Origin of the sequence: Streptomyces litchfieldiae (genome assembly GCF_031845365.1) — a bacterium.
In the GTDB taxonomy this organism is placed as follows: domain Bacteria; phylum Actinomycetota; class Actinomycetes; order Streptomycetales; family Streptomycetaceae; genus Streptomyces; species Streptomyces litchfieldiae.
Genome location: NZ_JAVREL010000009.1, coordinates 131,164 through 155,350, shown reverse-complemented (window position 1 = coordinate 155,350; position 24,187 = coordinate 131,164). Strand labels below are relative to the sequence as shown.

Sequence of the window (24,187 nt, the reverse complement as noted above, 5' to 3'; positions counted from 1 at the left end):
CGGGGCGCCCCCGGCGGTGGCGCCCCGCGCGCGGCCCTTCCGTCAGCTCATCTGGGTCGCCTGGAGCCGGGCGTAGGCGCCGTTGCGTCTGAGCAGTTCGGCGTGGCTGCCGATCTCGCAGATGCGGCCCTGGTCCATGACCACGATGCGGTCGGCGCCGCGGACGGTGGACAGGCGGTGGGCGACCACGAACACGGTGCGGCCGCGCATCAGGCGGCCCAGCGCCTCCTGGACCAGCGCCTCGGAGCGGGTGTCGAGGGCGGAGGTGGCCTCGTCGAGGACCAGAATTCGCGGATCGCGGATCAGCGCACGGGCGATCGCGATGCGCTGGCGCTGTCCGCCGGAGAGCCGGGCGCCGCGTTCGCCGACGATCGTGTCCAGGCCGTTGGGCAGCCGGTCGACGAACTCCAGGGCGTTGGCGTCGCGCAGCGCGTTCCGGACGGCCTGGCTGTCGACGTCGCCCATGCCGTAGCCGACGTTCTCCTGGATGGTGCCCTCGAACAGCACGGACTCCTGCGGCACGACCGAGAGGAAACGGCGGTAGCTGCGCAGGTCCAGCGTCGCCATGTCGGTGCCGTCGAGCAGGATGCGCCCCGACACCGGGCGGATGAAGCCGATCAGCAGGTTGAGGATGGTCGACTTCCCGGCCCCCGAGGCGCCCACCAGGGCCACGGTCTCACCGGGCGGCACGGCGAGGTCGAAGTCGGCGACGGCGGCCGGCCCCTCGCCGTCGTAGCGGAAGTACACGCCCTCGAAGTCCAGCCGGCCCTTGACCGCCGTGACCTCGGCCTTGCCCGCGTTCACCTCCAGGTCCGGGGCCTGGAGAACCTCGCCCGCGGAGCGGACGGACTCGAGTCCCTTGTTGAAGATGGGCGCCAGGCCCATGAGCATCGTCATCGAGCCGGTGAGGGTGGTGAAGAAGGTGCTGAGCATCACCACGTCCCCGGGGGTCACCGGCAGCCAGGCGTAGTACGACACGAGCGCGGCGGCGGTCAGGAAGGCCAGCCCGATCACCTGGAGCAGAATCCAGGCCAGGGCGCCGAAGTGGCCGTTGAGCAGGTCGAGCCGTATGCCGGCCATGAGCACTTGGCGCAGCGAGCCGTCCACCCGGAGCAGGGCGGTCCGTTCCAGGCCGTGCGCGCGGGTGACCGGAATCAGGCTCGTCATCTCGCCGACCCGGGAGGACAGTTGCTCCACCTGCCGGCGGAAGGCCTCGTTGTGGCTGCGCATGCGGCCGCGCAGCCGGCGCACCAGCAGCGCGGCGGCCGGCACGACGAGCACGAACGCGGGCAGCGCGGCCGGCACCCGCAGCGCGATGACCCCGAGGCCGCCGGCGAGCGTGATGACCGCCGCGAGCCCCGTGTCCGCGCTCTGTTGCGCCGATGTCTCGATGTTCTCCACATCGCGGATCACCTTCGTCTGGAGCGCGCTCGCGCTGACCCGGGAGTGGTAGCCGATGGACAGCTCCTGCATGCGGCGGCAGAGGGCCGAGCGCAGCGCGGTGCCGACGCGGCGCACGCTGCCGTGCATGCACCGCACGTAGAGGATGTGGGTGGGGTAGTTGAGCATCAGGACCACGACGAGCACGATGGCGTTGCCGACGAGCTCGGAGATGGGCCGCCGCTCGACGACGATGTCGATGATGTTCGCGGTGACCAGCGGAAGCAGCCAGGCCGGGCTGTGCTTCACGATGAACGCCAATACGGCGACCAGGAGCCGGAGGCGGTCTTCCCGGAAGAGATAGGCGAGGGTCCGCACTGGGTGCTCCCCCTGGTAGCGGTGCTCCAGGGGACCTTGCGGAAGAGCCATGACTTGCAGCACTCCAACGTCCAGGGGATTCAGTCGGAATGACCTTGCCCCTGAAGCACCTCGAACATCCTCCGAAATATGGACAGCAAAAGGGATCTGCCCTATTCCTTATGGTTCGGGGTAATTCATATACATCGTGATAGTAGTCATGGATGGCGCCGAGTGTACCGAAAAGGCGGAGGTCGTCGCCTACTCGCGGTGCGATTTCTCATCTTCCGTATATTCGCGCCACGCGTGACGGTGCGGACCGGCGCTCGCCCCGAGGCGATGGCCCGCCGCGCGTTCGCAACGGTGCGCCCGCCCGGTCGGGTGACGCCGGGGCGCGAGGCGCCCCGCGTCGGCCGGGGGGCGCCGCCCTCAGGCGGGCTCGCAGCGGATCTGTGGTTCGAGGAACATCTGGACGTGGCCGCACTGGCCGCAGATCAGTCCCGTGGCCGACTTGTTCGCCCAGTCCAGCCCGAGCAGTGACATGCCCGTGCTGTTGAGCTTGATGTCGCGCTGGCTGAAGAGGTGGTAGCGGCAGAACGGGCAGTGGACCTGCTGGTTGCTCACGAACACCCGCTGCGGATGCTGGCTCATCGCGCTCCTTCGGTCGCCTCCAGTCGCTGTCAGATGATCATGTCACCTCAATGGTGAGGCCCCCGAGGGGGGGCAAGAAGATGGTCGTAAATCTATCGGAAATGAATCGAGTTGATCGGGGTACGCCTCATATGTGACGAGTTGCGCTCACTGGGTCATGTCGCCGTGGCACATGCCAACACTCGGAAGAGCCGAAGACCACGCGAGCAAGAGAGACTGGTGCCGGACCCATGAACAGTCGATCAGGCGCTCTGCCACCCCCCGTCGCCTCTCTGGCGCCCGGCCGCACCGGGGCCTGGCGGTTCACCGTCGCCCCGCTGGACGTCTCGGTCCCGCGGATACGGCACGTGGTGCGCGACCTCGTCCGCCGGCAGCGCGCCCCGCTGTCCGGCGACCGGCTCCAGGGAGCGTTGCTGATCCTGTCGGAGCTGGTGACCAACGCCGTCCGGCACGCCGCCCTGCTCACCTCCGAGATCGGCGTCGAGGTGGTCCTGGACGCGCACGGGCTGCGGCTGTCCGTCGAGGACGGGCACCCCTACCGGCCGCGGGCCCTGGAGGCGAACCCAGAACGGCAGCACACGAGTGGGCGCGGGCTGCTGCTCGTGAAGGCCATTGCCCTGGAGACGGGCGGTGACTGCGGGGTGGAGCCGACCGCCGCGGGCGGCAAGGTGGTGTGGGCGGCGCTCCCGTTCGACGCGGGCTGAGGCGTCACCAGCCGGCGGCGGCGCCCGTCACTTCCCGGATCACCGGCCGGGCCGCGTCCAGGACGGTGCCGAACCAGGCCGAGAACGTGCTCTCCTCCCGGAGCCGGGCCAGCGCCTCCGGGGTGACGAACGCCGTGTCCAGCACCTCGGCCGGGTCCGGTCGCGGCGGCTGGGTCACCAGCCCGGCGAAGAGGTGGTTGTACTCCTGCTCGACCAACCCCGAGGCGGGGTCCGGGTGGTTGTAGCGCACGGTGCCCGCCTCGCGCAGCAGCGCCGGGGCCGCGCCCAGCTCCTCGGCGGTGCGCCGGGTGGCGGCCAGGAACGGCGGCTCGCCCGGAAACGGGTGTCCGCAGCAGGTGTTGGACCACACGCCGGGGGAGTGGTACTTCTCCCGCGCGCGCCGCTGGAGCAGCAGCCGCCCGTCCGCGTCGAAGAGGAACACGGAGAACGCGCGGTGCAGCCGCCCGGGCGCCTGGTGGGCGGTGAGCTTCTCCGCCGTGCCGATGGTCCTGCCGTCCTCGTCCACCAGCTCCAGCATGACCGGCTCCGCCACGACGGGCGCGCTGTGGGGCATGTGTACTTTCCTGACTTTTCCGGGGATGTCTGGGATGTCTCGCGGACTCGCTCGAACCAGTCTGCCGCACCGGACCGCCGCCCCGGACGCTTCCCGGGAGCCGGAGAGATGTGCGCGGCGGTGGTGAACCGCGGCGTCAAAGCCCCGGGTGGTGCAGCCGCCAGCCGTCCCAGGCCGAGGAGATCATCTCCGCCAGGGTGTGCCGCGTGGTGAAGCCCAGCCGCTCCCGGGCCAGTCCGGCCGCGGCGACCACCTGCGCCGGATCGCCCGGGCGCCGCCCGCGGACCCGGGCCGCGGGCTCCCGGCGGCCGGTGATCTCCGCCACCAGCTCGGCCACCTCCCGCACCGACGCGCCCTGCCCGGTGCCGACGTTCACGGTCAGGTCGCCGCCCTCCCGCCCGGCCAGATGCCGCGCCGCCACCAGGTGGGCCCGCGCCAGATCGGCGACATGTACGTAGTCGCGTACGCAGGTGCCGTCCGGCGTGGGGTAGTCGTCGCCGTAGATCTCCGGGGCCTCGCCGCGGCCGAGCCGTTCGAAGAACATCGGGATGACGTTGGCCGCGCCCAGGTCCGCCAGCTCCGGCCGGGCCGCGCCCGCCACGTTGAAATACCGCAGGCAGACGGTGGCGATGCCGTGCGCGCGGCCGGCCGCGCGCACCAGCCACTCGCCGGCCAGCTTGGTCTCCCCGTACGGGCTCTGCGGCAGGCAGGGCGTCTCCTCGGTGACCGGGCCGCCGTCCCCGGGCGTGCCGTACACCGCCGCCGAGGAGGAGAACACGAAGCGCCGCAGCCCGGCCGCGGCGACCGCCTCCAGCAGCACGGTCAGCCCGTGCACGTTCTCCCGGTAGTAGGTCAGCGGCTCGGCCACCGACTCGCCGACCTGCTTACGGGCGGCCAGGTGCACCACCCCGGTCACGCCGTGGGCCGCCAGCGTCTCGTCCAGCAGCGCCCGGTCCGACACGGAACCGCGCACCAGCGGCACGTCCGCCGGCAGGCGCGCCGCCGCGCCGGTGGAGAGGTCGTCCACCACCACCACGCGCTCGCCCGCGCCCCGCATGGCATCGACGACGTGCGCCCCTATGTATCCGGCACCACCGGTGATCAGCCAGCTCATGTCGGCAGCCTAACCTCTGGCGCGCGCACGGCGGTTGCGTCCTGTAGTTGCTTGATCTCGTAGAGTCGCATCGACTGCTGTGACGGCCGCTCCATATGAACTCCGGGTTTCCTGACGTCAACGCCATTCTTGCCACACGGTGGTCATCAGATAATCTCTGCCGACGTGCAGCCGCAGAGACGGTTCTGCCCCAAGGAGTGAGTTCGCTGTCGACCGCTATCCTCACCGGTCCGCCCCTTTCCGGGGCGCCACTCGAAAGCGACCTGCGCGCGCTGGGTTTCTCCGTTCGAGTGGTGGACGGAGTTTCCGGGTTGACGGAGGCGCTTTCCTCGGTACCGGCGGGTGAGCGCGTCGCCGTGGTGGATCCGCGTTTCGTCGGGCACCGCCACAGCCTCCGCCTCGGCCTCACCGACCCCCGGTTCGACGCCGCGGCGATCTCGGGCGCGGTCACCGTACTGCCGTCCCGGCGCGACGCGTTGACCGCCGCCGTGTCGGCCGCCGCCGTCCCCGCGCGGCTGGCCGCCAGGGGCGCGCGCCCCGGGCCCGCCGAGCCGCCGGCCGCCGACCGCGTGCCCGACCGCCTCGCCGCGCATCTGGACGGCACCGGAACTCCCGTGCACCGCCCGGAGCTCGGCACCCTGGTGGCCGCCGTGCCCGCCACCGACGACGAGCGCGCCGAGGCCGCCGCGGCGGTCGCCGCCGTGGACGACGAGGCCGTGCGCCTGCGTTCCGCCGTCAAGTCCCGCGACGGCTTCTTCACCACGCACTTCGTCAGCCCCTACTCCCGCTACCTGGCCCGCTGGGGCGCCCGCCGGGGACTCACCCCCAACCAGGTCACCACCGCCTCGCTGATCACCGCGCTGATCGCCGCCGGCTGCGCCGCCACCGGCACCCGTGGCGGATTCGTCGCCGCGGCGGCGCTGCTGCTCGCCTCGTTCGTGCTGGACTGCACCGACGGCCAACTCGCCCGCTATTCCCTGCGGTTCTCCACCCTCGGCGCCTGGCTGGACGCCACCTTCGACCGGGCCAAGGAGTACGCCTACTACGCGGGGCTCGCCCTCGGCGCGGCCCGGGGCGGCGACGACGTCTGGGCCCTGGCACTGGGCGCCATGATCCTCCAGACCTGCCGCCACATCGTGGACTTCGCCTTCAACGAGGCGCACCCGCCGGCGGCCCCCGGCGGCGGCAGCGGCGGGGCCACGGCCCTGTCAGGCCGGCTGGACCGCATCGGCTGGACCGTGTGGCTGCGCCGCATGATCGTGCTGCCCATCGGCGAGCGCTGGGCCCTGATCGCCGTCCTCACCGCGCTGACCACCCCCCGCGTCACCCTGACCGTGCTGCTGGTGGCCAGCGGACTGGCCGGCTGCTACACCATCGCCGGCCGGCTGCTGCGCTCCCGGCGGCTGTCCGGCGGCGGCCCCGGCACCGCCACCGCCCTCACCGGCCTCGCCGACAGCGGCCCGCTCGCCGAGGCCGTCGCCCGCCCGCGCCCCCGCCCCGCCGGGGGGAGCGCGTTCACCGCGCCGCTGTGGGCCCTGGCAGGCACCGCCCTGCTGACCGGCGCGCTGCTGATCCCGGGCGTGGCCGGCGGCTGGGCGGGTGTCGCCGCCGCCGCGCTCTACGCCCTGTGCGCGGGCCGCGCGGTCGCCGCGCCCCTCACCCGGCCCTTCGACTGGCTGCTCCCCCCGCTCTTCCGGTGCGGCGAATATGTGACCGTCCTCATCCTGGCGGCCGACAGCGGAGTGAACGGAGCGTTGCCGGCGTCTTTCTTCCTGGTGGCTGCTTGCGCCTACCATCACTACGACACGGTGTACCGCCTCCGCGGCGGCGCCGGGGCACCCCCCCGCCGGCTGGTCCTCGCCACCGGCGGTCACGAGGGGCGGGCCCTGGTGGTCACCGCCGCAGCCGCCCTCTGGGCGACCGGCCAGGGCTTCACCGCCGCGCTCACGGTCCTTGGCGGGGCCACGGCGCTCCTGGTGCTGGGCGAGAGCATCCGCTTCTGGATCTCCTCCCAGGCACCGGCCGTACACGACGAAACAGGAGAACCCGCATGATCGGCCTTGTGCTGGCCGCTGGCGCCGGACGGCGTCTTCGCCCCTACACCGACACCCTGCCCAAGGCCCTGGTGCCGGTCGTCGACCCGGAGGGCGAGGACAGCAGAACGGTCCTCGACCTGACCCTGGCCAACTTCGCGGAGGTCGGCCTGACCGAGGCCGCCATCGTCGTGGGTTACCGCAAGGAAGCGGTCTACGAGCGGAAGGCCGCCCTGGAGAGCCGCTATGGCGTTCGCCTCACCCTGGTCGAGAACGACAAGGCCGAGGAGTGGAACAACGCCTACTCGCTGTGGTGCGCCCGGGACGTGATCGCCGAGGGCGTCATCCTCGCCAACGGCGACACCGTCCACCCGCCCTCGGTCGAGCGCACCCTGCTCGCCGCCCGCGGTCGGGGCCGGCGGATCATCCTCGCCCTGGACACGGTGAAGAAGCTCGCGGACGAGGAGATGAAGGTAGTCGCCGACCCCGAGAAGGGCGTTCAGCGGATCACCAAGCTCATGGACCCCGCCGAGGCCACCGGCGAGTACATCGGCGTCACCCTCATCGAGCCCGAGGCCGCCGCCGAGCTCGCCGACGCGCTGCGCACCACCTTCGAGCGGGACCCGCAGCTCTACTACGAGGACGGTTATCAGGAGCTCGTCCACCGCGGCTTCCGCGTCGACACCGCGGCCATCGGCGAGGTGAGCTGGGTCGAGATCGACAACCACGACGATCTCGCCCGGGGACGGGAGATCGCGTGCCGGTACTGACCCGCCTCATCCCGTCCCCCGTATCGGTCGACATCACCGCCGGGGCCCTGGACAATCTGGCGGGGCTCCTGGCCGACCAGCGGATCTCCTCCTCCGGGCGGCTCGCCGTGGCCATCAGCAACGGCTCCGGCGCCGCCCTGCGCGAACGGCTGACCCCGGCCCTGCCGGGCGCCGACTGGTACGAGGTCGGCGGCGGCACCATCGACGCCGCCGTCCAGCTCGCCGACGCCATGCGCTCGGGCCACTACGACGCCGTGGTCGGCCTGGGCGGCGGCAAGATCATCGATGCCGCGAAGTACGCCGCGGCCCGCGTCGGCCTGCCCATGGTGGCCGTCGCGACCAACCTCTCGCACGACGGCATCTGCTCCCCGGTGTCCACCCTGGACAACGACGCCGGCCGCGGCTCCTACGGCGTGCCCACCCCCATCGCCCTGGTCGTCGATCTGGACGTGATCCGCCGGGCGCCCGTCCGCTACGTGCGCTCCGGCATCGGTGACGCCGTGTCCAACATCTCCGCCATCGCCGACTGGGAGCTCTCCCACCGCGAGACCGGCGAGCAGATCGACGGGCTGGCCGCCGCGATGGCGCGGCAGGCCGGCGAGGCCGTGCTGCGCCACCCCGGCGGCTGCGGCGACGACGCGTTCCTCACCGTCCTCGCCGAGGCGCTGGTGCTCTCGGGCATCGCCATGTCGATCGCCGGCCACACCCGGCCCTCGTCCGGCGCCTGCCACGAGATCTCACACGCGCTCGACCTGCTCCACCCCCGCCGTTCCGCGCCGCACGGCGAACAGGTCGGCCTCGGCGCGGCCTTCGCCATGCACCTGCGCGGCGAGCCCGAGCACTGCGTGCTGATCGCCGAGACGCTGCGGCGCCACGGACTGCCCGTGCTGCCCGACGAGATCGGCTTCCAGGCGGACGAATTCGTGGCGGCCGTGGCGTTCGCCCCACAGACCAGACCAGGCCGTTACACCATCCTCGAGCACCTCGACCTGACCACCGACGAGATCAGGGACCAGTACGCGGACTATGTCAAAACCATCAGTAGCTGAACTCAGGCCGGTCGTGCACCCCCCGGGGGTCAAGGACCGGCGCAGCGGTGAGCACTGGGCCGGGCGCCTGTACATGCGGGAGATCTCGCTGCGCTGGACCCGGCACTTGGTGACCACGCGTGTCACGCCCAACCAGCTCACCTATCTGATGGTCCTCGCCGGCCTCGCCGCCGGCGCGGCGCTTCTGGTGCCCGGGCTGCCCGGCGCGCTCCTGGGCGCGCTGCTCATCCAGCTCTATCTGCTGCTCGACTGCGTCGACGGCGAGGTCGCCCGCTGGCGCGCGCAGACCTCGATCACCGGGGTCTACCTGGACCGCGTCGGGCACTACCTGGCCGAGGCCGCCCTGCTGGTGGGCTTCGGCGTCCGCGCCGCCGACGTCTTCGCCCAGGAGGAGGCCGCGCCCAACTGGCTGTGGGCCTTCCTGGGCACGGTGGCCGCGCTCGGCGCGATCCTGATCAAGGCCGAAACGGATCTGGTCGACGTCGCCCGGACCCGCGGCGGCCTGGCCGCGGTCCGGGACGAGGCCGCCATACCCCGGTCGTCCGGGCTGGCCCTGGCCCGCCGGGCGGCGGCGGCACTCAAGTTCCACCGGCTGGTCGGCGGGGTCGAGGCGTCCCTGCTGATCCTCTTCGTCGCCGTGCTCGACCTGATCGGCGGCGACCTGTTCTTCACCCGGCTCGGCGTGGTGCTGCTGGCCGCCGTGGCGGTGGTGCAGACCCTGCTGCACCTGGTGTCCATTCTGGCCTCGAGCAGGCTGAGGTGATCGCGGTGGGTACGGCGCAGCTCAGACTGGGTGCGGTCATCCTGACCATGGGGAATCGCCCCGAGGAACTACGGGCGCTGCTCGACTCGGTGGCGGCGCAGGACGGCGCGCCCATCGAGGTCGTCGTCGTGGGCAACGGAGTCGAGCTGCCCAGCCTGCCGGACGGTGTGCGCAGCCTCGAACTGCCGCAGAACCTGGGCATCCCCGGCGGTCGGAATGTGGGCATCGAGGCGTTCGGCCCGGGCGGCAGCGAGGTCGACGTGCTGCTGTTTTTGGACGATGACGGACGGCTTCCGGACAAAGGTACGGCCGAATTGGTTCGGTCCGCGTTCGACGCCGATCCCCAGCTCGGCATCGTCAGCTTCCGCATCGCCGACCCCGACGACGGCACCACGCAGCGTCGGCACGTGCCCCGGCTGCGCGCCTCCGACCCGTTGCGCTCCTCCCGCGTCACCACGTTCCTCGGCGGCGCCAACGCCGTGCGCACGCAGGTCTTCCAGCAGGTCGGCGGCCTGCCGGACAACTTCTTCTACGCCCACGAGGAGACCGATCTGGCCTGGCGCGCCCTGGACGCCGGCTGGAATATCGACTACCGCGCGGATCTCGTGCTGCACCATCCGGCCACCGCGCCCTCCCGGCACGCCGTCTATCACCGCATGATCGCCAGAAACCGGGTGTGGCTGGCCCGTCGCAATCTGCCACTCCCGCTCATTCCCGTCTATCTTCTCGACTGGGTGCTGCTGACGATCGCGAGGCGGCCCTCCCGGGCCGCCCTGAAAGCGTGGTTCGGTGGCTTCCTGGAGGGCTGGCGGACGCCCTGCGGTCCCCGGAAGCCGATGCGTTGGCGTACGGTATGGCGCCTGACCCGGCTCGGACGACCTCCTGTCATCTGACAAGCTCGGGTCTGAGACCATCCAGTAGCCGTCGCATGCATCGCGGCTTCTTCCAGCTTGTGCCCTGTGAGGACGAGAGTTCAAGGTGAGTGAGACCACGCACGACAGTGCGCCCCCCCGTGATCTGTCATTGGCCGAGCTCGCGGCCCGTCACGGTCTGTCCGTCAGTGGTGCCCGACCTCCGTTGCCGCAGTATGTGCGGCAGTTGTGGGGGCGTCGGCAGTTCATAGTCGCCTTCTCCCAGGCGAAACTGGCCGCGCAGTACAGCCAGGCCAGGCTCGGTCAGATCTGGCAGGTGCTCACCCCCCTGCTGAACGCCTTCGTGTACTTCCTGATCTTCGGCGTGCTGCTGGACGGGCGCGCCAACATGGAGAACAGCGAGTACATCCCCTTCCTGGTGACGGGGGTGTTCGTCTTCACCTTCACCCAGAGCTCCGTGATGTCCGGGGTGAAGTCGATCTCGGGGAACCTGGGGCTGGTGCGGGCGCTGCACTTCCCGCGCGCCTCGCTGCCCATCTCGCTGTCCCTCCAGCAGCTCCAGCAGCTCCTGTATTCGATGGTGATCCTGCTGATCGTCGTGGTGGGCTTCGGCCACTACCCGGCGCTGACCTGGGTCCTGATCGTTCCGGCGCTGGCCCTTCAGCTCGTCTTCAACATCGGCCTGGCCCTGTTCTTCGCCCGGCTGGGCAGCGCCACCCCCGACCTGGCGCAGCTCATGCCGTTCGTCCTGCGCACCTGGATGTACGCCTCCGGGGTCATGTTCCCGCTCAACTACATGGTGCAGGAGCACACGACCTGGCCCGGCTGGGTGGGGGATACTCTGGAGGCCAACCCGGCCGCGGTGTACATGGACCTGGTGCGCTACGCCCTCATCGAGGGGCCCTATCAGGACACCGTCGCCATGACGAGCTGGCTGTACGCCCTCGGCTGGGCGGTCGTCGTCGGTGTGGGCGGCTTCGTGTACTTCTGGAAGGCGGAGGAGCGGTACGGCCGTGGCTGAACAGAACATCCCCGCCGGTGCGGTGGACGACGGGCGCGTCCCCACCGTCATCGCCGACGATCTGCACATCGTCTACCGCGTGCACGGCGGGGGCGGCCGGGGCACCGCCACCGCGGCGCTGCGCCGCATGATCCGCCGCGAGCGCGGCTACAAGACGCGCGAGGTGCACGCCGTGCGCGGCGTCAGCTTCGTCGCCTACCGCGGCGAGGCCATCGGGCTGATCGGGTCCAACGGTTCCGGCAAGTCCACGCTGCTGCGGGCCATCGCCGGGCTGCTGCCGGCCGAGCGCGGCCGGGTCTACACCGACGGCCAGCCCTCCCTGCTCGGGGTCAACGCCGCGCTGATGAACGACCTCACGGGCGAGCGCAACGTGATACTGGGCGGTCTCGCCATGGGCATGTCGCGGGAGCAGATCCGGCAGCGGTACCAGGACATCGTCGACTTCTCCGGGATCAACGAGAAGGGCGACTTCATAAGCCTGCCGATGCGGACCTACTCCTCCGGCATGCAGGCCCGGCTGCGGTTCTCCATCGCGGTGGCGAAGGACCACGACGTGCTCATGATCGACGAGGCGCTGGCCACCGGGGACAAGAAGTTCCAGCGGCGCTCGGAGGCCAAGGTCCGCGAGATGCGAGCCGAGGCGGGCACCGTCTTCCTCGTCAGCCACAACAACAAGTCGATCAGGGACACCTGTGACCGCGTGCTGTGGCTGGAGAAGGGCGAGCTGGTGATGGACGGCCCCACCGACCAGGTGCTGAAGGCGTACGAGGAGGAGACCGGCAAGTAGCCGGCCGCGGCCCCCGCCTCGAACCGCGTGTCCGGGGCGGGCGGTTGTCCGACCGTAAGGTAAAAGTGTGAGCATGACGGCAATGGTGACGACGGGCTGCCCGTGCTGACCCCCGCCTCCGACCCGCACGCCGAGAGCGTGCTGGCGAAGGCCGCGCACGAGAACTTCCCGGTGGCCCCGCGTTTTCTGCCGCGTGCCTGGCGCGGCGACCTCATGGCCGTCTACGGCTTCGCCCGCCTCGTCGACGACATCGGCGACGGCGACCTCCCCCCGGGCGGCGCCGACGCCCGGCTGCTCGGCCTGCCCGCCGACCGGGCCGAGGACCGGCCCGCCATGCTGGACGCCCTCGAATCCGATCTGCACCGGGTGTTCGCCAGCGCGGGAGGCGGCACGCCGCCCCGGCACCCGCTGCTGCGCGAGCTGATCCCGACCGTGCGGCGCGGCGGGCTGACCCCCGACCCGTTCCTCGCCCTCATCGAGGCCAACCGCGTCGACCAGCGCGTGCGCCGGTACGCCACCTACGAGGACCTGCTCGGCTACTGCGAGCTCTCCGCCAACCCCGTCGGCCGGCTGGTGCTCGCCATCACCGGCACCTCGTCGCCCGAGCGCGTGCGCCGCTCCGACGCCGTGTGCACCGCCCTCCAGTTGATCGAGCACCTCCAGGACGTCGCCGAGGACCTGGCCCGGGACCGGATCTATCTGCCCGCCGACATCATGCGGCGCTTCCACGTCACCGAGGCCGACCTGGCCGCGCCCACCGCTGGCGCATCCGTCCGGACCCTGGTCGCGTACCTCACCGACCGGGCACGTAGGCTGCTGGACGAGGGCGCGCCCCTGATGAGCGGCGTGTCCGGGCGGCTGCGGCTGCTGCTCGCCGGGTTCATCGGCGGCGGCAGGGCGGCGGCCCAGGCCATAGCCGACGCGCGGTACGACGTGCTGGCAGGGCCACCGCGTGCGTCCAAGGGCGGACTGCTGTACGCGGCGGCCTCGACACTGCGAAGAGGAACGTGAGCTTCGAGCCCGTGACCAAGAGCCCACCGCCGTCCCCTGCCGTCGTCGCCGCCTACCGTTACTGCACGACCGTCGCCGCCCAGCACGCGCGGAACTTCCGTTACGGCGCCCGGCTGGTGCCCGCCCCCAAGGGGCAGGCGCTGTCCGCCCTCTACGCCTTCGCCCGGCGGGTCGACGACATCGGCGACGGGCGGCTCGCCCCCGCCGTCAAGGAGCGCCGGCTGGCCGAGGCCCGGGCCCTGCTCGACCGGGTGCGCGACGGCGACGTGGGCGAGGACGACACGGACCCCGTCGCCGTGGCCCTCAGCCACGCGGCGCGCCGCTACCCCATCCCGCTCGGCGGCCTGGACGAGCTCATCGACGGCGTGCTGATGGACGTCCGGGGCCAGAGCTATGAGAGCTGGGAGGACCTGAGGCACTACTGCCGCTGTGTGGCCGGGGCCATCGGCCGCCTCTCGCTGGGCGTCTTCGGCCTGCTGCCCGGCGTCCGCGGCGCCGACCGCGCCCCCGAGTACGCCGACACGCTCGGCCTCGCGCTCCAGCTCACCAACATCCTGCGCGACATCCGCGAGGACGCCGCCAACGGCCGTGTCTACCTGCCTGCCCAGGACCTGCGGAAGTTCGGCTGCCCCGAGGACACCGGCCTGGCCACCCCGGGCCCGGAGGCCGACTTCGCCGGGCTGGTCCGGTTCGAGGTGCGGCGCGCCCGCGAGCTGTTCGACGAGGGGTTCCTGCTGCTGCCCATGCTCGATCGCCGCTCCGGCGCGTGCGTCGCGGCCATGGCCGGGATCTACCACCGGCTGCTGGACCGCATCGCGGCCGACCCCGGCGCCGTGCTGCGCGGGCGCGTGGCCCTGCCCGCCACGCAGAAGGCGCTGGTCGCCGTGCGCGGCCTGACCGGCCTCGACGCCCGCCGGGTCGCCCGGCGCGAGGGGCCATGACCGGCGGGTTGCCCCGTACCGTGGTCGTCGGCGGCGGGCTGGCGGGGATCACCGCCGCGCTGGCGCTGGCCGACCGCGGCGGGCAGGTCACGCTCGTCGAGACCCGGCCCCGGCTGGGCGGCCTGGCGTTCTCCTTCCGCCGCGACTCGCCCGCCGGCGAGCTGACCGTCGACAACGGCCAGCACGTCTACCTCCGTTGCTGCACCGCCTACCGCGGCTTCCTCCAGCGGATCGGCGCCACGTCGCTGGCCCCGCTCCAGCGCCGTCTGGACGTGCCCGTCCTGGACGCGGCCCGGGGCCGGCTGGGCCGCCTCCGCCGCACCGCGCTGCCCGTGCCGCTGCACCTGGCCGCCAGCCTCGCCCGTTACCCCCACCTCTCGCCGGGCGAACGCGCCTCCGCCGCCCGCGCCACGCTGGCGCTGCGCGGCCTCGACCCGGCCGATCCCGCGCTGGACGGGCGGGACTTCGGAAGCTGGCTGCGGGCGCGCGGCCAGACCGACCGAGCCATCGAGGCGCTGTGGGACCTCATCGGCGTTGCCACGCTCAACGCCCGCGCCGGGGACGTGTCCCTCGCGCTGGCCGCCATGGTCTTCCGCACCGGCCTGCTCACCGAGCCCGGCGCGGCGGACATCGGCGTGCCCCGGGTGCCGCTGGGCGACCTGCACGACACGCGCGCCCGTGCCGCCCTCGGCCGGGCCGGCGTCACCACCCTGCTGGCCACCCGGGTCCGCGCGCTGCGGCGCGACCCGGCCGGCGGCTGGCGGCTGGCCGTGTCCGCCCGCGGCGCCGCGGGCGCGGCGAGCCGGGAGCTGACCGCCGGCGCCGTTGTGCTGGCCGTGCCGCACGACGCCGCGCACGGCCTGCTGCCGGACGGCGCGCTGCCCGACCCGGACCGGCTGCTGCGCATCGGCACCGCCCCGATCCTCAACGTGCACGTCGTCTACGACCGGAAGGTGCTGCCCCGCCCGTTCCTCGCCGCGCTGGGCAGCCCCGTCCAGTGGGTCTTCGACCGCACCGACGCCTCCGGACTCGCCACCCCCGGCCAGTACCTGGCGTTGTCCCAGTCGGCGGCCGGCGAGGAGATCCAGCAGCCGGCGGACGTGCTGCGCAAGCGATATCTGCCGGAGCTGGCCCGGCTGCTCCCGCGCGCGGCGGGCGCGCGCGTCATCGACTTCTTCGTCACCCGCGAGCGTGCCGCCACGTTCGCCCCCGCGCCCGGCGTCGGGCAGTTGCGCCCGGGGCCGGTGACCCGCGCGCCCGGCCTCTACCTGGCCGGCGCTTATACCGCCACCGGCTGGCCGGCGACCATGGAGGGCGCGGTGCGCAGCGGGCACGCCGCGGCCCGGGCGGTCGCCGCCGGCGCGCGGACATCGCACGAACTGTTTGAGGAGAGCGCGTGAACCAGTCTGACCCCCACACCGACGGTGCCGTCCCGGCACTGCTGGAACGCGGGCGGGCGCTGGCCGCGCCGGCCCTGCGGGAGGCGGTCGGCCGCCTCGCCCCGCCCACAAGCACGGTCGCCGCGTACCACTTCGGCTGGATCGACGCGCAGGGCCGCCCGGCCGACAGCGACAGCGGCAAGGCAGTCCGGCCCGCCCTGGCGCTGCTGTCCGCGGAGGCCGCGGGCGCCGAGCCCGAGACGGGCGTGCCGGGCGCCGTGGCCGTCGAGCTGGTGCACAACTTTTCGCTGCTCCACGACGACCTGATGGACGGCGACGAGCAGCGCCGGCACCGCGACACCGTGTGGAAGGTGCACGGCCCGGCCCAGGCCATCCTCGTCGGCGACGCGCTGTTCGCGCTGGCCCACGAGGTCATCCTGGACCCCGGCACCGCGCACGCGGCGCGCGCCGCCCGCCGGCTGGTCGTCGCCAGCCGCAAGCTGGTCGACGGCCAGGCGCAGGACATCGCCTTTGAGCACCGGGAACGCGTCAGCGTCGCCGAGTGCCTGGAGATGGAGGGCAACAAGACCGGTTCCCTGCTGGCCTGTGCCGCCGCCATCGGCGCGGTGCTCGGCGGGGCGGACGACGAACTCGCCGACGCCCTGGAGCTGTACGGCCACCACCTGGGGCTGGCGTTCCAGGCCGTGGACGACGTGCTCGGCATCTGGGGCGACCCGCGGACCACCGGCAAGCAGGCCTGGAGCGATCTGCGGCAGCGCAAGAAGTCGCTGCCCGTGGTCGCGGCGCTGGCCGCCCGGGGCTCGGCCGCCGACCGGCTGACCGCGTTGCTGACGGCCGACGCCAAGAAGTCGCAGGCGGAGTTCGACGACTTCGACGAGGCCGAGTTCGCCGTCCGGGCCGCGCTGATCGAGGAGGCCGGCGGCCGGGAGTGGACCGAGGCCGAGGCCCGGCGCCAGTACGACACCGCCGTCGCCGCGCTGCACCGCGTGCCCATGCCCGGCCCGGTCCGCGACCGGTTCGCCGCGCTGGCCGACTTCGTGGTCGTCCGCCAGAAGTAGCCGCCCGCGCGGCCCTGCGTCAGCCGGCCGTGACCAGCAGGCCGCGCAGCCGCTCCCGGTCCTCGGGCGTGAGCCCGAGCCCCTCGGTCAGATAGGTCTCGGTGCCGCCCCACCGGCTGTCCATCAGCTCGAACGCGGCCAGCAGGTACTCGGCGCGGGCGTCGAACAGCGGGGCCAGCAGCTCCGCGACCTCCTCCGGCAGGGCCGCCCCGGCGCCCTCCGCGGCCTCCCCGCGCCGCACGAGGTAACGGCGGTGCGGGGCGTTGGACTCCAGATAGTCGGTGAGGATCGTGTCCCGCGCCACACCCACGGCCAGCAGCGTCAGCGCCACGGTCAGCCCGGCCCGGTCCTTGCCCGCCGAGCAGTGCAGCAGCGCGGGCACGTCGCCGGCGGCCAGGGTACGCAGCACCTGGCCGTGCTCGGCGGTGCGGGTCAGGATCATCTCCCGGTAGGAGTCGATCATCATGGCCACGCCCTGACCGTCGGTGAGCTCGGCGCGCAGCGCCGCGAAGCTGCCGTCCCGGACCAGCGCCCAGAACTCGGCGCCGTCCGTCGGCTCGTTGAGCGGCAGATTGACGTTGCGCACGCCGGGCAGCGGGACGTCCTGGCCCTCCAGCGCCTGGTCGGCGGAGTTACGGAAGTCGAACACCGTGCGCAGGCCGAGGCCCGACAGGAACGCGCGGTCGGCCGGGGTCGCGTACGCCAGATGCCCGCTGCGGTACAGCACGCCGTGCCGCACCCATGCCCCGTCCGTCGTTGGCAGGCCCCCCACATCGCGGAAATTGCGCACCCCTGTCAGCGCGGACTCGTCGGTTCGCTGCTGCGTCACGAGCTCTCCCTCCGTCACCGTTGCACTCCCCGGCCGACCATACGTGATGACCGGACGCGTACGGTGACGTCATGCGGAGGGGTTTTTGCGGCGCGTCAGGGTCAGCGTGAAGCCCTCGGGGATCAGCGTCAGGCGCTCCGAGACCCGCAGCCGGTAGTTCGCGTGGTCGTGCAGGTCGTACCGGCGCACCAGCAGGCCGAGCACCAGCGTGGCCTCGTGGAGGGCGAACTGCCGCCCGATGCAGGCGCGTTCGCCGGTGCCGAAGGGCTTGAACACATGCGCGGGCCGGGCCCGCACCCGCTCCGGCAGAAACCGGTCCGGATCGAACTCGTCCGGGTCCGGGCCCCAGACCGGGTCGCGGTGCAGCGCCGGGATGATGACCAGGGCCCAGGCTCCCTCGCGCATCGGATGCCGCCCGCCCAGCACGGTGTCCATCCGGGCGCCGCGCGTGAACGCCGGGGCCGTGGGCCACAGCCGCAGCGACTCGTCCAGCACCCGACGCAGATAGCGCAGCTTGCTGACCTGCTCATACGCCGGAACGGCCGCCGTGCCCCAGACCTCGTCCACCTCGGCCCGGGCGCGGGCCAGCACCTCGGGGTGCTTGGCCAGGTAGTAGAGCGCGAAGGACAGGGCGCCGGACGTCGTTTCGTGGCCGGCGGCCAGGAAGGTGAGGATCTGGTTGCGGATGTTCGCCGGGTCGAGCCGTTCACCGGTGCCGGGCTGCTCGGCGGTGAGCATCAGCCCGAGCAGGTCGTCGGTGCGGGTGTCGCCGGAGGCGGTGCGTTCGGCGACGACCTGGTCCACCACCGAGGTCATGAAGCCGACGTGCACGGCGTTGCGCCGGTCGCCGGCCCGGGCGAGCGCGCGCCGGAAGAACGGGGGAGCTATCCGCCGGGCCTGGGCGTTGCGCAGGGCGCCGATCATCGCCACGACGAACGGGTGCGGCTCCTCGCGCTCGAACGAGCCGAAGTCGTACCCGAATCCGGTGTGCGCGATGGTCTCCAGCGTCAGCCTCGTCATGTCCCGCGGGACATCCACCGGGGTGCCCTCGGCCGCGCGCCGGTCCCACACGTCGGTCAGCCGGCCGGCCATGGCGAGCATCGTCGGGTGGTACCGCACCATGGCCTCGCGGGTGAACGCGGGGGCGAGGATGTCGTGCGCGCGGCGCCAGTTGGGCTCGTCGCTGTGCGCGGTGAACAGCCCGTCCCCGACCATGGCGCGCAGGTTCCGAACCGCCATCACCACGCGCTTGCCGAACCGGGACTCGTCGGACAGCTCGGCGACGAGCTCGGGGCCGGACACGAACACGATGTCCTGTCCGAAGACCCGGAGGTGGAAGATCGGGCCCAGCTCGCGCGCCAGGCGCATGGAACCCTGTATGGGCCTGCTCGGCGGGGTGCTCAGCAGGTCGCCGAGCAGCGGCACGCGGTGCCGGGGATGGGGAATGCGCGCGATCTCGGGCCAGAGCGCGGACGCCATGGAGGAGCTCCCTTTCGAAGTCGTGAAACTCCGTGAGCCACCTTGGAGTTGTACTGAACTTGTGTCAAGTGGCGTGAGGCGCGGGGCGGATGACTCCTCACGCCGTCCGGCGCGCCCGCCCACAACCGGGAACGCCTACGCGGGCCCCTCACGGGAGACGGCACCGTAGCCGTCCGGACGCGCTATGGGCAGCTCCGGCCGCGAGGTCCCGGCAGTGCCGGTGCAGGGCCGTTGAGCGAGGTGCCCGGCTCGGGGGCGGGGACGCGTGTGACCATCGCGCACGTGTTCGAGGTGGGTCCGGCATGATGGGGATCATGAGTGGTGAGCTGTTTCCGCGCGAGCGGCGCGAGGTGGCGCCCGGTGCCGTGCATCTGCCGGACTGGCTTTCGCCGGAGCGGCAGCGGGAGCTGCTGGCCGCCTGCCGGGAGTGGGCCAGGCCGCCGGCGGGGCTGCGGACCGTGCGGACGCGGACCGGGGTGATGTCCGTCAAGCAGGTCTGCCTGGGCTGGCACTGGGGGCCGGTGCCGCGCTGTCCCCGGTGCGGCAAGGCCGGCAAGGAGCTGCCGGCGGCCTGTCCCCGGCACGCGTACCCGTACGCGTACGACCGCACCGTCGTGGACGGGGACGGCGCGCCGGTCAAGGCGTTCCCGGCGTGGCTGGGGGAGTGGGCCCGGCAGGCGGTCGCGGACGCCTTCCCCGGCGAACGGGAGCCGGGCGGCGACCCGTTCGACATCGCCCTCGTCAACTTCTACGACGCACACGCCCACATGGGCATGCACCAGGACAGCGACGAGCGCTCCCCGGCGCCCGTCGTCTCCTTCAGCCTGGGCGACACCTGCGTCTTCCGCTTCGGCACGCCCGCCGGCCGGGGCCGGCCGTGGACCGACACCGACCTGCTCAGCGGCGACGCGTTCGTCTTCGGCGGCCCGTCCCGGCTGGCCTACCACGGCGTGCCGCGCACCCGGCCCGGCAGCGGACCCGCCGAACTGGGGCTGACCGGCCGGGTCAACGTCACGGTGCGGGTGGCCGGGTTCGACTGAGGGGTGTGCCGTGGACTTCGAACCGTACCGGGGTGAGCTGGTGGCGTACTGCTACCGGCTGACGGGCTCGTACGCCGACGCCGAGGACCTGGTCCAGGAAACGATGCTGCGCGCGTGGCGGGCCCGGGAGGGTTACGACCGCACGCGCGCGTCCGTGCGGACCTGGCTGTACCGGATCGCGACCAACGTCTGCCTGACCGCGCTGGAGGGCCGGGCGCGGCGGCCGCTGCCGTCCGGGCTGGGCGCGCCGAGCCACGATCCCGGGGCGCCGCTCACGCCGGCGTTCGACATTCCCTGGCTGGAGCCGTTTCCCGACGCGCGGTTCGACGTGGCGGCGCGGGCCGACCTGCGGCTCGCGCTGGTGGCGGCGATGCAGGTCCTGCCCGCGCGGCAGCGGGCCGTGCTCGTGCTCCGCGAGGTTCTGGAGTTCAGCACCGCCGAGGTCGCCGCGCAACTGGGGACGACGGTCCCGGCCGTCAACAGCGCGTTGCAGCGGGCCCGGGCCGCCCTGGCCGGCGAGGGTGACGTGAGCGAGGTCACCGAGCCGGACGATCCCGAGGCGCGTGCGGTGATCCAGCGCTATGTGCGGGCGTTCGAGGCGGCGGATGTCCCCGCGCTCGTGCGGCTGCTCACCGAGGACGCGGTCCTGGAGATGCCGCCGGTGCCGCTGTGGTACCGGGGCAGCCGCGACTACGGCCTGTTCATGGAGCGCGTGTTCGCGATGCGCGGGACGGCATGGGGGGCGAGGCACCTGACCGCCAACGGCCAGCCCGCGCACCTGGAGTGCCTGGCGGCCGAGTGGGTCGGCCCCGCCGTCCTCACCCGGTACGCGCGGGCGGCGCGATGACGGCGCCTTGCCGCCCGTGCGAGGCGTGCGGTCAACCCCGGGGCCGGCGGAGTCACCCGTGGGGAGCTGGCGAGGGGTGGCGATTGCCGGAACTGTGCCCGTTCGCCCGGGTGTTGCCCCATAACGTGGCTCTTACGCCCATGTGATTCGCCCGATAAGGACGCCCATGCCACACCTGCCATCCCGCGGGGCGCGCCCCGCCCGCGACAGCCGGCCGGCCCTCGGAAGACCCGGTGGCGGGCCGCCCGGGAGCGGGCGCCGCCTGGTGCGCCTGGCCGTGCTGCCCGCCGCCCTGGTCACGCTGCTCGCGGCCGCGGTCGTCGCCTATGTGCTCAACGGACGCCCGGCCGCGCCCGGCTCCGGCGCACCCACGGGAGTCCTGGCCGGGGTCCTGGCCGCCGCCGGGGTCCTCGCCGCCGTCGTGCTGGCCGGCGCCGCCGCCGTCGCGGCGGGCGAGGCCCGCGCGCACGGCGCCCGGCTCGCCGCGCTGCGCCGCCAGGCGGCCCGCGGCCGGGTGGAGCTCCAGGCGCTGCTGGCCAAGGTCGAGCAGGGGGAACGGATCAAGCCCCCGGACGTCCCGCCGCCCGCCGAGCCGGACGAGGACCCGCTGGACCAGCTCCAGCACGAGATCGAGTCCGCCCGGTACGCGGCCGAGTCCGCCGTCTGCCAGGCCGCCTCCCTGATGCAGGGTGCCGGTGACCGCGACGAGCGCGTCGAGGTCTTCGTCAACCTGGCCCGGCGGCTCCAGTCCTTCGTGCACCGGCAGATCGAATACCTCGACGAGCTGGAGGAGGAGGTCGAGGACCCGGAGCTGCTCAAGGGCCTGTTCCACATCGACCACCTGGCCACCCGCGTCCGGCGGCACGCGGAGAACCTGGCCGTCCTCGGCGGCGCCGTCTCCCGCCGCCAGTGGTGCCGCCCGGTGCCGATGTCCGAGGTGCTGCGGGCCTGCGTCTCGGAGGTCGAGCACTACGGGCGGGTCAAGGTCGTGCCGCCCGTCGAGGGCACCGTGCGCGGCCACGCCGCCGCCGACGTCATCCACCTCCTCGCCGAACTGGTGGAGAACGCCACCGAGTTCTCCGCCCCGCAGACCCAGGTGCTGCTGCGCGTCCAGCGCGTGACGGCCGGGGTGGCGATCGAGGTCGAGGACCGGGGACTCGGCATGACACCCGCCGAGCAGAACCGGATGAACGCCGTGCTCTCCGGCGCCGAGGGGCTGGACGTCACCGAACTGCTGGAGGACGGCCGGGTGGGGCTCTTCGTCGTCGCCACCCTGGCCAAACGGCACGACATCGGGGTGCAGTTGCAGAGCAACATCTACGGCGGGGTCCAGGCCGTGCTGGTGCTGCCGCACGCGCTGCTCGGCGACGGCTCCGAGGCCGGCCGCGTCCCCGGCCGCGCGCTCCGCACCGCCGAGGAGCCCGGCTCCCGGCAACTGCCGGGGCCCGCGCTGCCGCGCCTGGTGTCCCAGCCGCGGGACCTCGTGCCGCCCGCGACGGGCGCCGGCCCCGGCGTGCTGGCGGCGTTCCAGCGGGGCACCGGCCGTTCCGACGAGCGCGAGGACTGACAACGGCGCCCGGCCATGCCCCCGAAGGCGCCGGGGACATGGCCGGGCGAACGCGCCTCGATGCGGCCGGGCTCAGCCCTCCTGGCCGCCGAACCGCTCCCGGTAGGAGTCCAGGTCCTCATCGGTGATCTTGGCGAACAGCACCGGCGGCACGGTGAACGGCGTCCCCGCCGGGATCGCGTCCAGCGCGCGCGCCTGCTCGGCGGACACCCAGCGCTCGCCCCCCGGCTCCTCCTCCGCGCCGCCCGCCGGCGTGAACACCGCCCGCATCGCCTCCGAGGTGAACGGGATGAACGGCTCGGAGACCACCGCGTAGAGGTGGATGAGGTTCATCGCGGTGCGCAGCGTCAGCGCGGCGGCGTCCGGGTCGGTCTTGATCTCCCGCCAGGGCGCCTTCTCCTCCAGATACGAGTTGCCCGCGCTCCACAGCGCGCGCAGCGCGAAGGCCGCCTTGCGGAACTGGAGCGCCTCCGTGTGCTGCTCGTACTCACCGAGCAGCCGCGCGATCTCGTCGCCGAGCCGGCGCTCGGCCTCGCCCGCCTCGTGCCCGGCGGGCACCTGGTCGCCGAACCGCTTGCGGGAGAAGGAGAGCACCCGGTTCACAAAGTTCCCCAGGGTGTCGGCGAGGTCCTTGTTCACCACGGAGGAGAACAGCTCCCAGGAGAACGAGGCGTCGTCCGACTCCGGGGCCCCGGCCATCAGGAAGTACCGCCAGTAGTCCGCGGGCAGCAGCTCCAGCGCCGCGTCCGCGAAGATGCCGCGGTTCTGCGAGGTGGAGAACTTGCCGCCGTAATACGTCAGCCAGTTGAACGCCTTGACGTAGTCGACCTTCTTCCAGGGCTCGCGGGTGCCGAGCTGGGTGGCCGGGAACATCACCGTGTGGAACGGCACGTTGTCCTTGGCCATGAACTCCGTGTACCGCACGGACTCGTCGGCCTCGTACCACCACGAGCGCCAGTCCCGCTCCTCGCCCTCGCCGGCCGCGTCCGCCCACTCCTTGGTGGCGCCGATGTAGCCGATCGGGGCGTCGAACCAGACGTAGAACACCTTGCCCTCGGCCGCCAGCTCGGGCCAGACGTCGGCGGGCACGGGCACGCCCCACTCCAGGTCGCGGGTGATCGACCGGTCGAGCAGGCCCTCGGTCAGCCACTTGCGGGCGATCGAGGACGCCAGGGTCGGCCACTCCGTGCCGTGCTCCTCGACGAACGCCTCGACCTCGCTCTCCAGCTTCGACTGGAGCAGGAACAGGTGCTTGGTCTCCCGGACCTCCAGGTCCGTGCTGCCGCTCACCGCGGAGCGCGCGTCGAGCAGGTCGGTGGGGTCCAGCACCCGCGTGCAGTTCTCGCACTGGTCGCCGCGCGCCGCCTCGTAGCCGCAGTACGGACAGGTCCCCACGATGTACCGGTCGGGCAGGAAACGGCCGTCGGCCAGCGAGTACACCTGACGGGTCGCGCGCTCCTCGATGAAGCCGTTCTCCTTGAGGCGGCGCGCGAAGTGCTGGGTGATCTCGATGTTCTGCCGGGACGACGTCCGGCCGAAGTAGTCGAACGCGAGGCCGAAGCCGTCGTAGACGGCCTTCTGCGCGTCGTGCTGCCGCGCGCAGAACTCCGCCACCGGCAGCCCCGCCGCCTTGGCGGCCAGCTCGGCCGGGGTGCCGTGCTCGTCGGTCGCGCAGATGTACAGCACGTCGTGGCCGCGCTGCCGCAGATAACGGGCGTAGACGTCGGCGGGGAGCATCGAGCCCACCATGTTCCCCAGGTGCTTGATCCCGTTGATGTAGGGCAGCGCACTGGTGATGAGGTGTCGGGCCATCCTCGGATGCTCCAATGGTGAGAGGTAAGAGCGAAAAGTGACGGGCCACAGAGTGTGACGGATCACGTTTATGGACTTCAGTCATCCTACCGAGCCGGTGACGGCGCCCCCCACCAGGTTTTCCCGCG

At 72.7% G+C, this 24,187-nt stretch carries 22 protein-coding genes; 15 read left to right on the top strand and 7 right to left on the bottom strand.

Annotated elements, in window-relative coordinates; translation table 11 throughout:
- Window positions 1-42: 42 nt before the first annotated feature.
- Window positions 43-1,809, bottom strand: a complete 1,767-nt coding sequence (locus RM590_RS17140; RefSeq protein WP_311705460.1) for an ABC transporter ATP-binding protein — start codon at window positions 1,807-1,809, stop codon at window positions 43-45.
- A 357-nt stretch (window positions 1,810-2,166) separates the two neighbouring features.
- On the bottom strand, window positions 2,167-2,388 hold the full coding sequence (locus RM590_RS17135; protein ID WP_311705459.1) for a hypothetical protein: 222 nt from the start codon (window positions 2,386-2,388) through the stop codon (window positions 2,167-2,169).
- A 230-nt stretch (window positions 2,389-2,618) separates the two neighbouring features.
- Here RM590_RS17135 and RM590_RS17130 point away from each other — a divergent pair, with 230 nt between their 5' ends.
- The gene (locus RM590_RS17130; protein ID WP_311705458.1) at window positions 2,619-3,092 is read left to right on the top strand and encodes an ATP-binding protein; all 474 of its coding nucleotides are present in this window, start codon (window positions 2,619-2,621) and stop codon (window positions 3,090-3,092) included.
- Window positions 3,093-3,096: 4 nt separating this feature from the next.
- Here the strand turns inward: RM590_RS17130 and idi are convergent, their stop codons facing one another.
- Both idi and galE read right to left on the bottom strand, forming a co-directional pair.
- On the bottom strand, window positions 3,097-3,666 hold the full coding sequence (gene idi, locus RM590_RS17125) for an isopentenyl-diphosphate Delta-isomerase (protein WP_311705457.1): 570 nt from the start codon (window positions 3,664-3,666) through the stop codon (window positions 3,097-3,099).
- Between the two features lie 136 nt (window positions 3,667-3,802).
- Complete coding sequence (galE, locus tag RM590_RS17120) at window positions 3,803-4,780, bottom strand: UDP-glucose 4-epimerase GalE (RefSeq protein WP_311705456.1); 978 nt, start codon at window positions 4,778-4,780, stop codon at window positions 3,803-3,805.
- A gap of 206 nt (window positions 4,781-4,986) precedes the next feature.
- Between galE and RM590_RS17115 the strand changes: the two genes are divergently transcribed.
- The 11 genes from RM590_RS17115 to RM590_RS17065 all read left to right on the top strand — a co-directional run bounded on the left by RM590_RS17115 (window position 4,987) and on the right by RM590_RS17065 (window position 16,485).
- The gene (locus RM590_RS17115; protein ID WP_311705575.1) at window positions 4,987-6,834 is read left to right on the top strand and encodes a DUF5941 domain-containing protein; all 1,848 of its coding nucleotides are present in this window, start codon (window positions 4,987-4,989) and stop codon (window positions 6,832-6,834) included.
- Complete coding sequence (locus RM590_RS17110; protein WP_311705455.1) at window positions 6,831-7,583, top strand: phosphocholine cytidylyltransferase family protein; 753 nt, start codon at window positions 6,831-6,833, stop codon at window positions 7,581-7,583. The genes RM590_RS17115 and RM590_RS17110 overlap by 4 nt, the downstream gene beginning before the upstream one ends.
- On the top strand, window positions 7,571-8,632 hold the full coding sequence (locus RM590_RS17105; RefSeq protein WP_311705454.1) for an iron-containing alcohol dehydrogenase family protein: 1,062 nt from the start codon (window positions 7,571-7,573) through the stop codon (window positions 8,630-8,632). The genes RM590_RS17110 and RM590_RS17105 overlap by 13 nt, the downstream gene beginning before the upstream one ends.
- Complete coding sequence (locus RM590_RS17100; RefSeq protein ID WP_311705453.1) at window positions 8,610-9,395, top strand: CDP-alcohol phosphatidyltransferase family protein; 786 nt, start codon at window positions 8,610-8,612, stop codon at window positions 9,393-9,395. The genes RM590_RS17105 and RM590_RS17100 overlap by 23 nt, the downstream gene beginning before the upstream one ends.
- Before the next feature lie 47 nt (window positions 9,396-9,442).
- Window positions 9,443-10,288, top strand: coding sequence for a glycosyltransferase family 2 protein (locus tag RM590_RS17095; protein WP_311705574.1), 846 nt, complete (start codon window positions 9,443-9,445; stop codon window positions 10,286-10,288).
- A gap of 85 nt (window positions 10,289-10,373) precedes the next feature.
- A complete protein-coding gene (locus tag RM590_RS17090) occupies window positions 10,374-11,288 on the top strand; it encodes an ABC transporter permease (RefSeq protein ID WP_311705452.1) in 915 nt (304 codons plus the stop codon).
- On the top strand, window positions 11,281-12,075 hold the full coding sequence (locus tag RM590_RS17085) for an ABC transporter ATP-binding protein (protein WP_311705451.1): 795 nt from the start codon (window positions 11,281-11,283) through the stop codon (window positions 12,073-12,075). The genes RM590_RS17090 and RM590_RS17085 overlap by 8 nt, the downstream gene beginning before the upstream one ends.
- A gap of 102 nt (window positions 12,076-12,177) precedes the next feature.
- Complete coding sequence (gene hpnC / locus RM590_RS17080) at window positions 12,178-13,086, top strand: squalene synthase HpnC (RefSeq protein WP_394813883.1); 909 nt, start codon at window positions 12,178-12,180, stop codon at window positions 13,084-13,086.
- Window positions 13,087-13,097: 11 nt separating this feature from the next.
- Entirely contained in the window at window positions 13,098-14,027 is a 930-nt protein-coding gene (gene hpnD / locus RM590_RS17075) for a presqualene diphosphate synthase HpnD (protein WP_311705450.1), read from the top strand.
- Window positions 14,024-15,427 (top strand): hydroxysqualene dehydroxylase HpnE, encoded by a 1,404-nt coding sequence (gene hpnE, locus RM590_RS17070; RefSeq protein ID WP_311705449.1) that lies wholly within the window; start codon window positions 14,024-14,026, stop codon window positions 15,425-15,427. Before hpnD ends, hpnE begins: the two co-directional genes overlap by 4 nt.
- Window positions 15,424-16,485: a polyprenyl synthetase family protein gene (locus tag RM590_RS17065; RefSeq protein WP_311705448.1), complete on the top strand. Its 1,062-nt coding sequence runs from the start codon at window positions 15,424-15,426 to the stop codon at window positions 16,483-16,485. The genes hpnE and RM590_RS17065 overlap by 4 nt, the downstream gene beginning before the upstream one ends.
- 19 nt (window positions 16,486-16,504) lie before the next feature.
- Here RM590_RS17065 and RM590_RS17060 read toward each other — a convergent pair whose 3' ends face one another.
- Both RM590_RS17060 and RM590_RS17055 read right to left on the bottom strand, forming a co-directional pair.
- Window positions 16,505-17,314, bottom strand: coding sequence for a tyrosine-protein phosphatase (locus tag RM590_RS17060; protein ID WP_311705447.1), 810 nt, complete (start codon window positions 17,312-17,314; stop codon window positions 16,505-16,507).
- Window positions 17,315-17,383: 69 nt separating this feature from the next.
- Window positions 17,384-18,793: a cytochrome P450 gene (locus tag RM590_RS17055; protein ID WP_311705446.1), complete on the bottom strand. Its 1,410-nt coding sequence runs from the start codon at window positions 18,791-18,793 to the stop codon at window positions 17,384-17,386.
- A 314-nt stretch (window positions 18,794-19,107) separates the two neighbouring features.
- On the opposite strand from RM590_RS17055, the gene RM590_RS17050 reads away from it, so the two are divergent.
- From RM590_RS17050 to RM590_RS17040, 3 genes are all read left to right on the top strand, one after another.
- A complete protein-coding gene (locus RM590_RS17050) occupies window positions 19,108-19,833 on the top strand; it encodes an alpha-ketoglutarate-dependent dioxygenase AlkB family protein (protein WP_311705445.1) in 726 nt (241 codons plus the stop codon).
- 10 nt (window positions 19,834-19,843) lie between these two features.
- Entirely contained in the window at window positions 19,844-20,680 is an 837-nt protein-coding gene (locus RM590_RS17045; protein WP_311705444.1) for an RNA polymerase subunit sigma-70, read from the top strand.
- A gap of 166 nt (window positions 20,681-20,846) precedes the next feature.
- Window positions 20,847-22,247, top strand: coding sequence for a sensor histidine kinase (locus RM590_RS17040; protein WP_311705443.1), 1,401 nt, complete (start codon window positions 20,847-20,849; stop codon window positions 22,245-22,247).
- Between the two features lie 72 nt (window positions 22,248-22,319).
- On the opposite strand, the gene metG is transcribed toward RM590_RS17040, so the two are convergent.
- On the bottom strand, window positions 22,320-24,059 hold the full coding sequence (gene metG / locus RM590_RS17035) for a methionine--tRNA ligase (protein WP_311705442.1): 1,740 nt from the start codon (window positions 24,057-24,059) through the stop codon (window positions 22,320-22,322).
- Window positions 24,060-24,187: the final 128 nt, after the last annotated feature.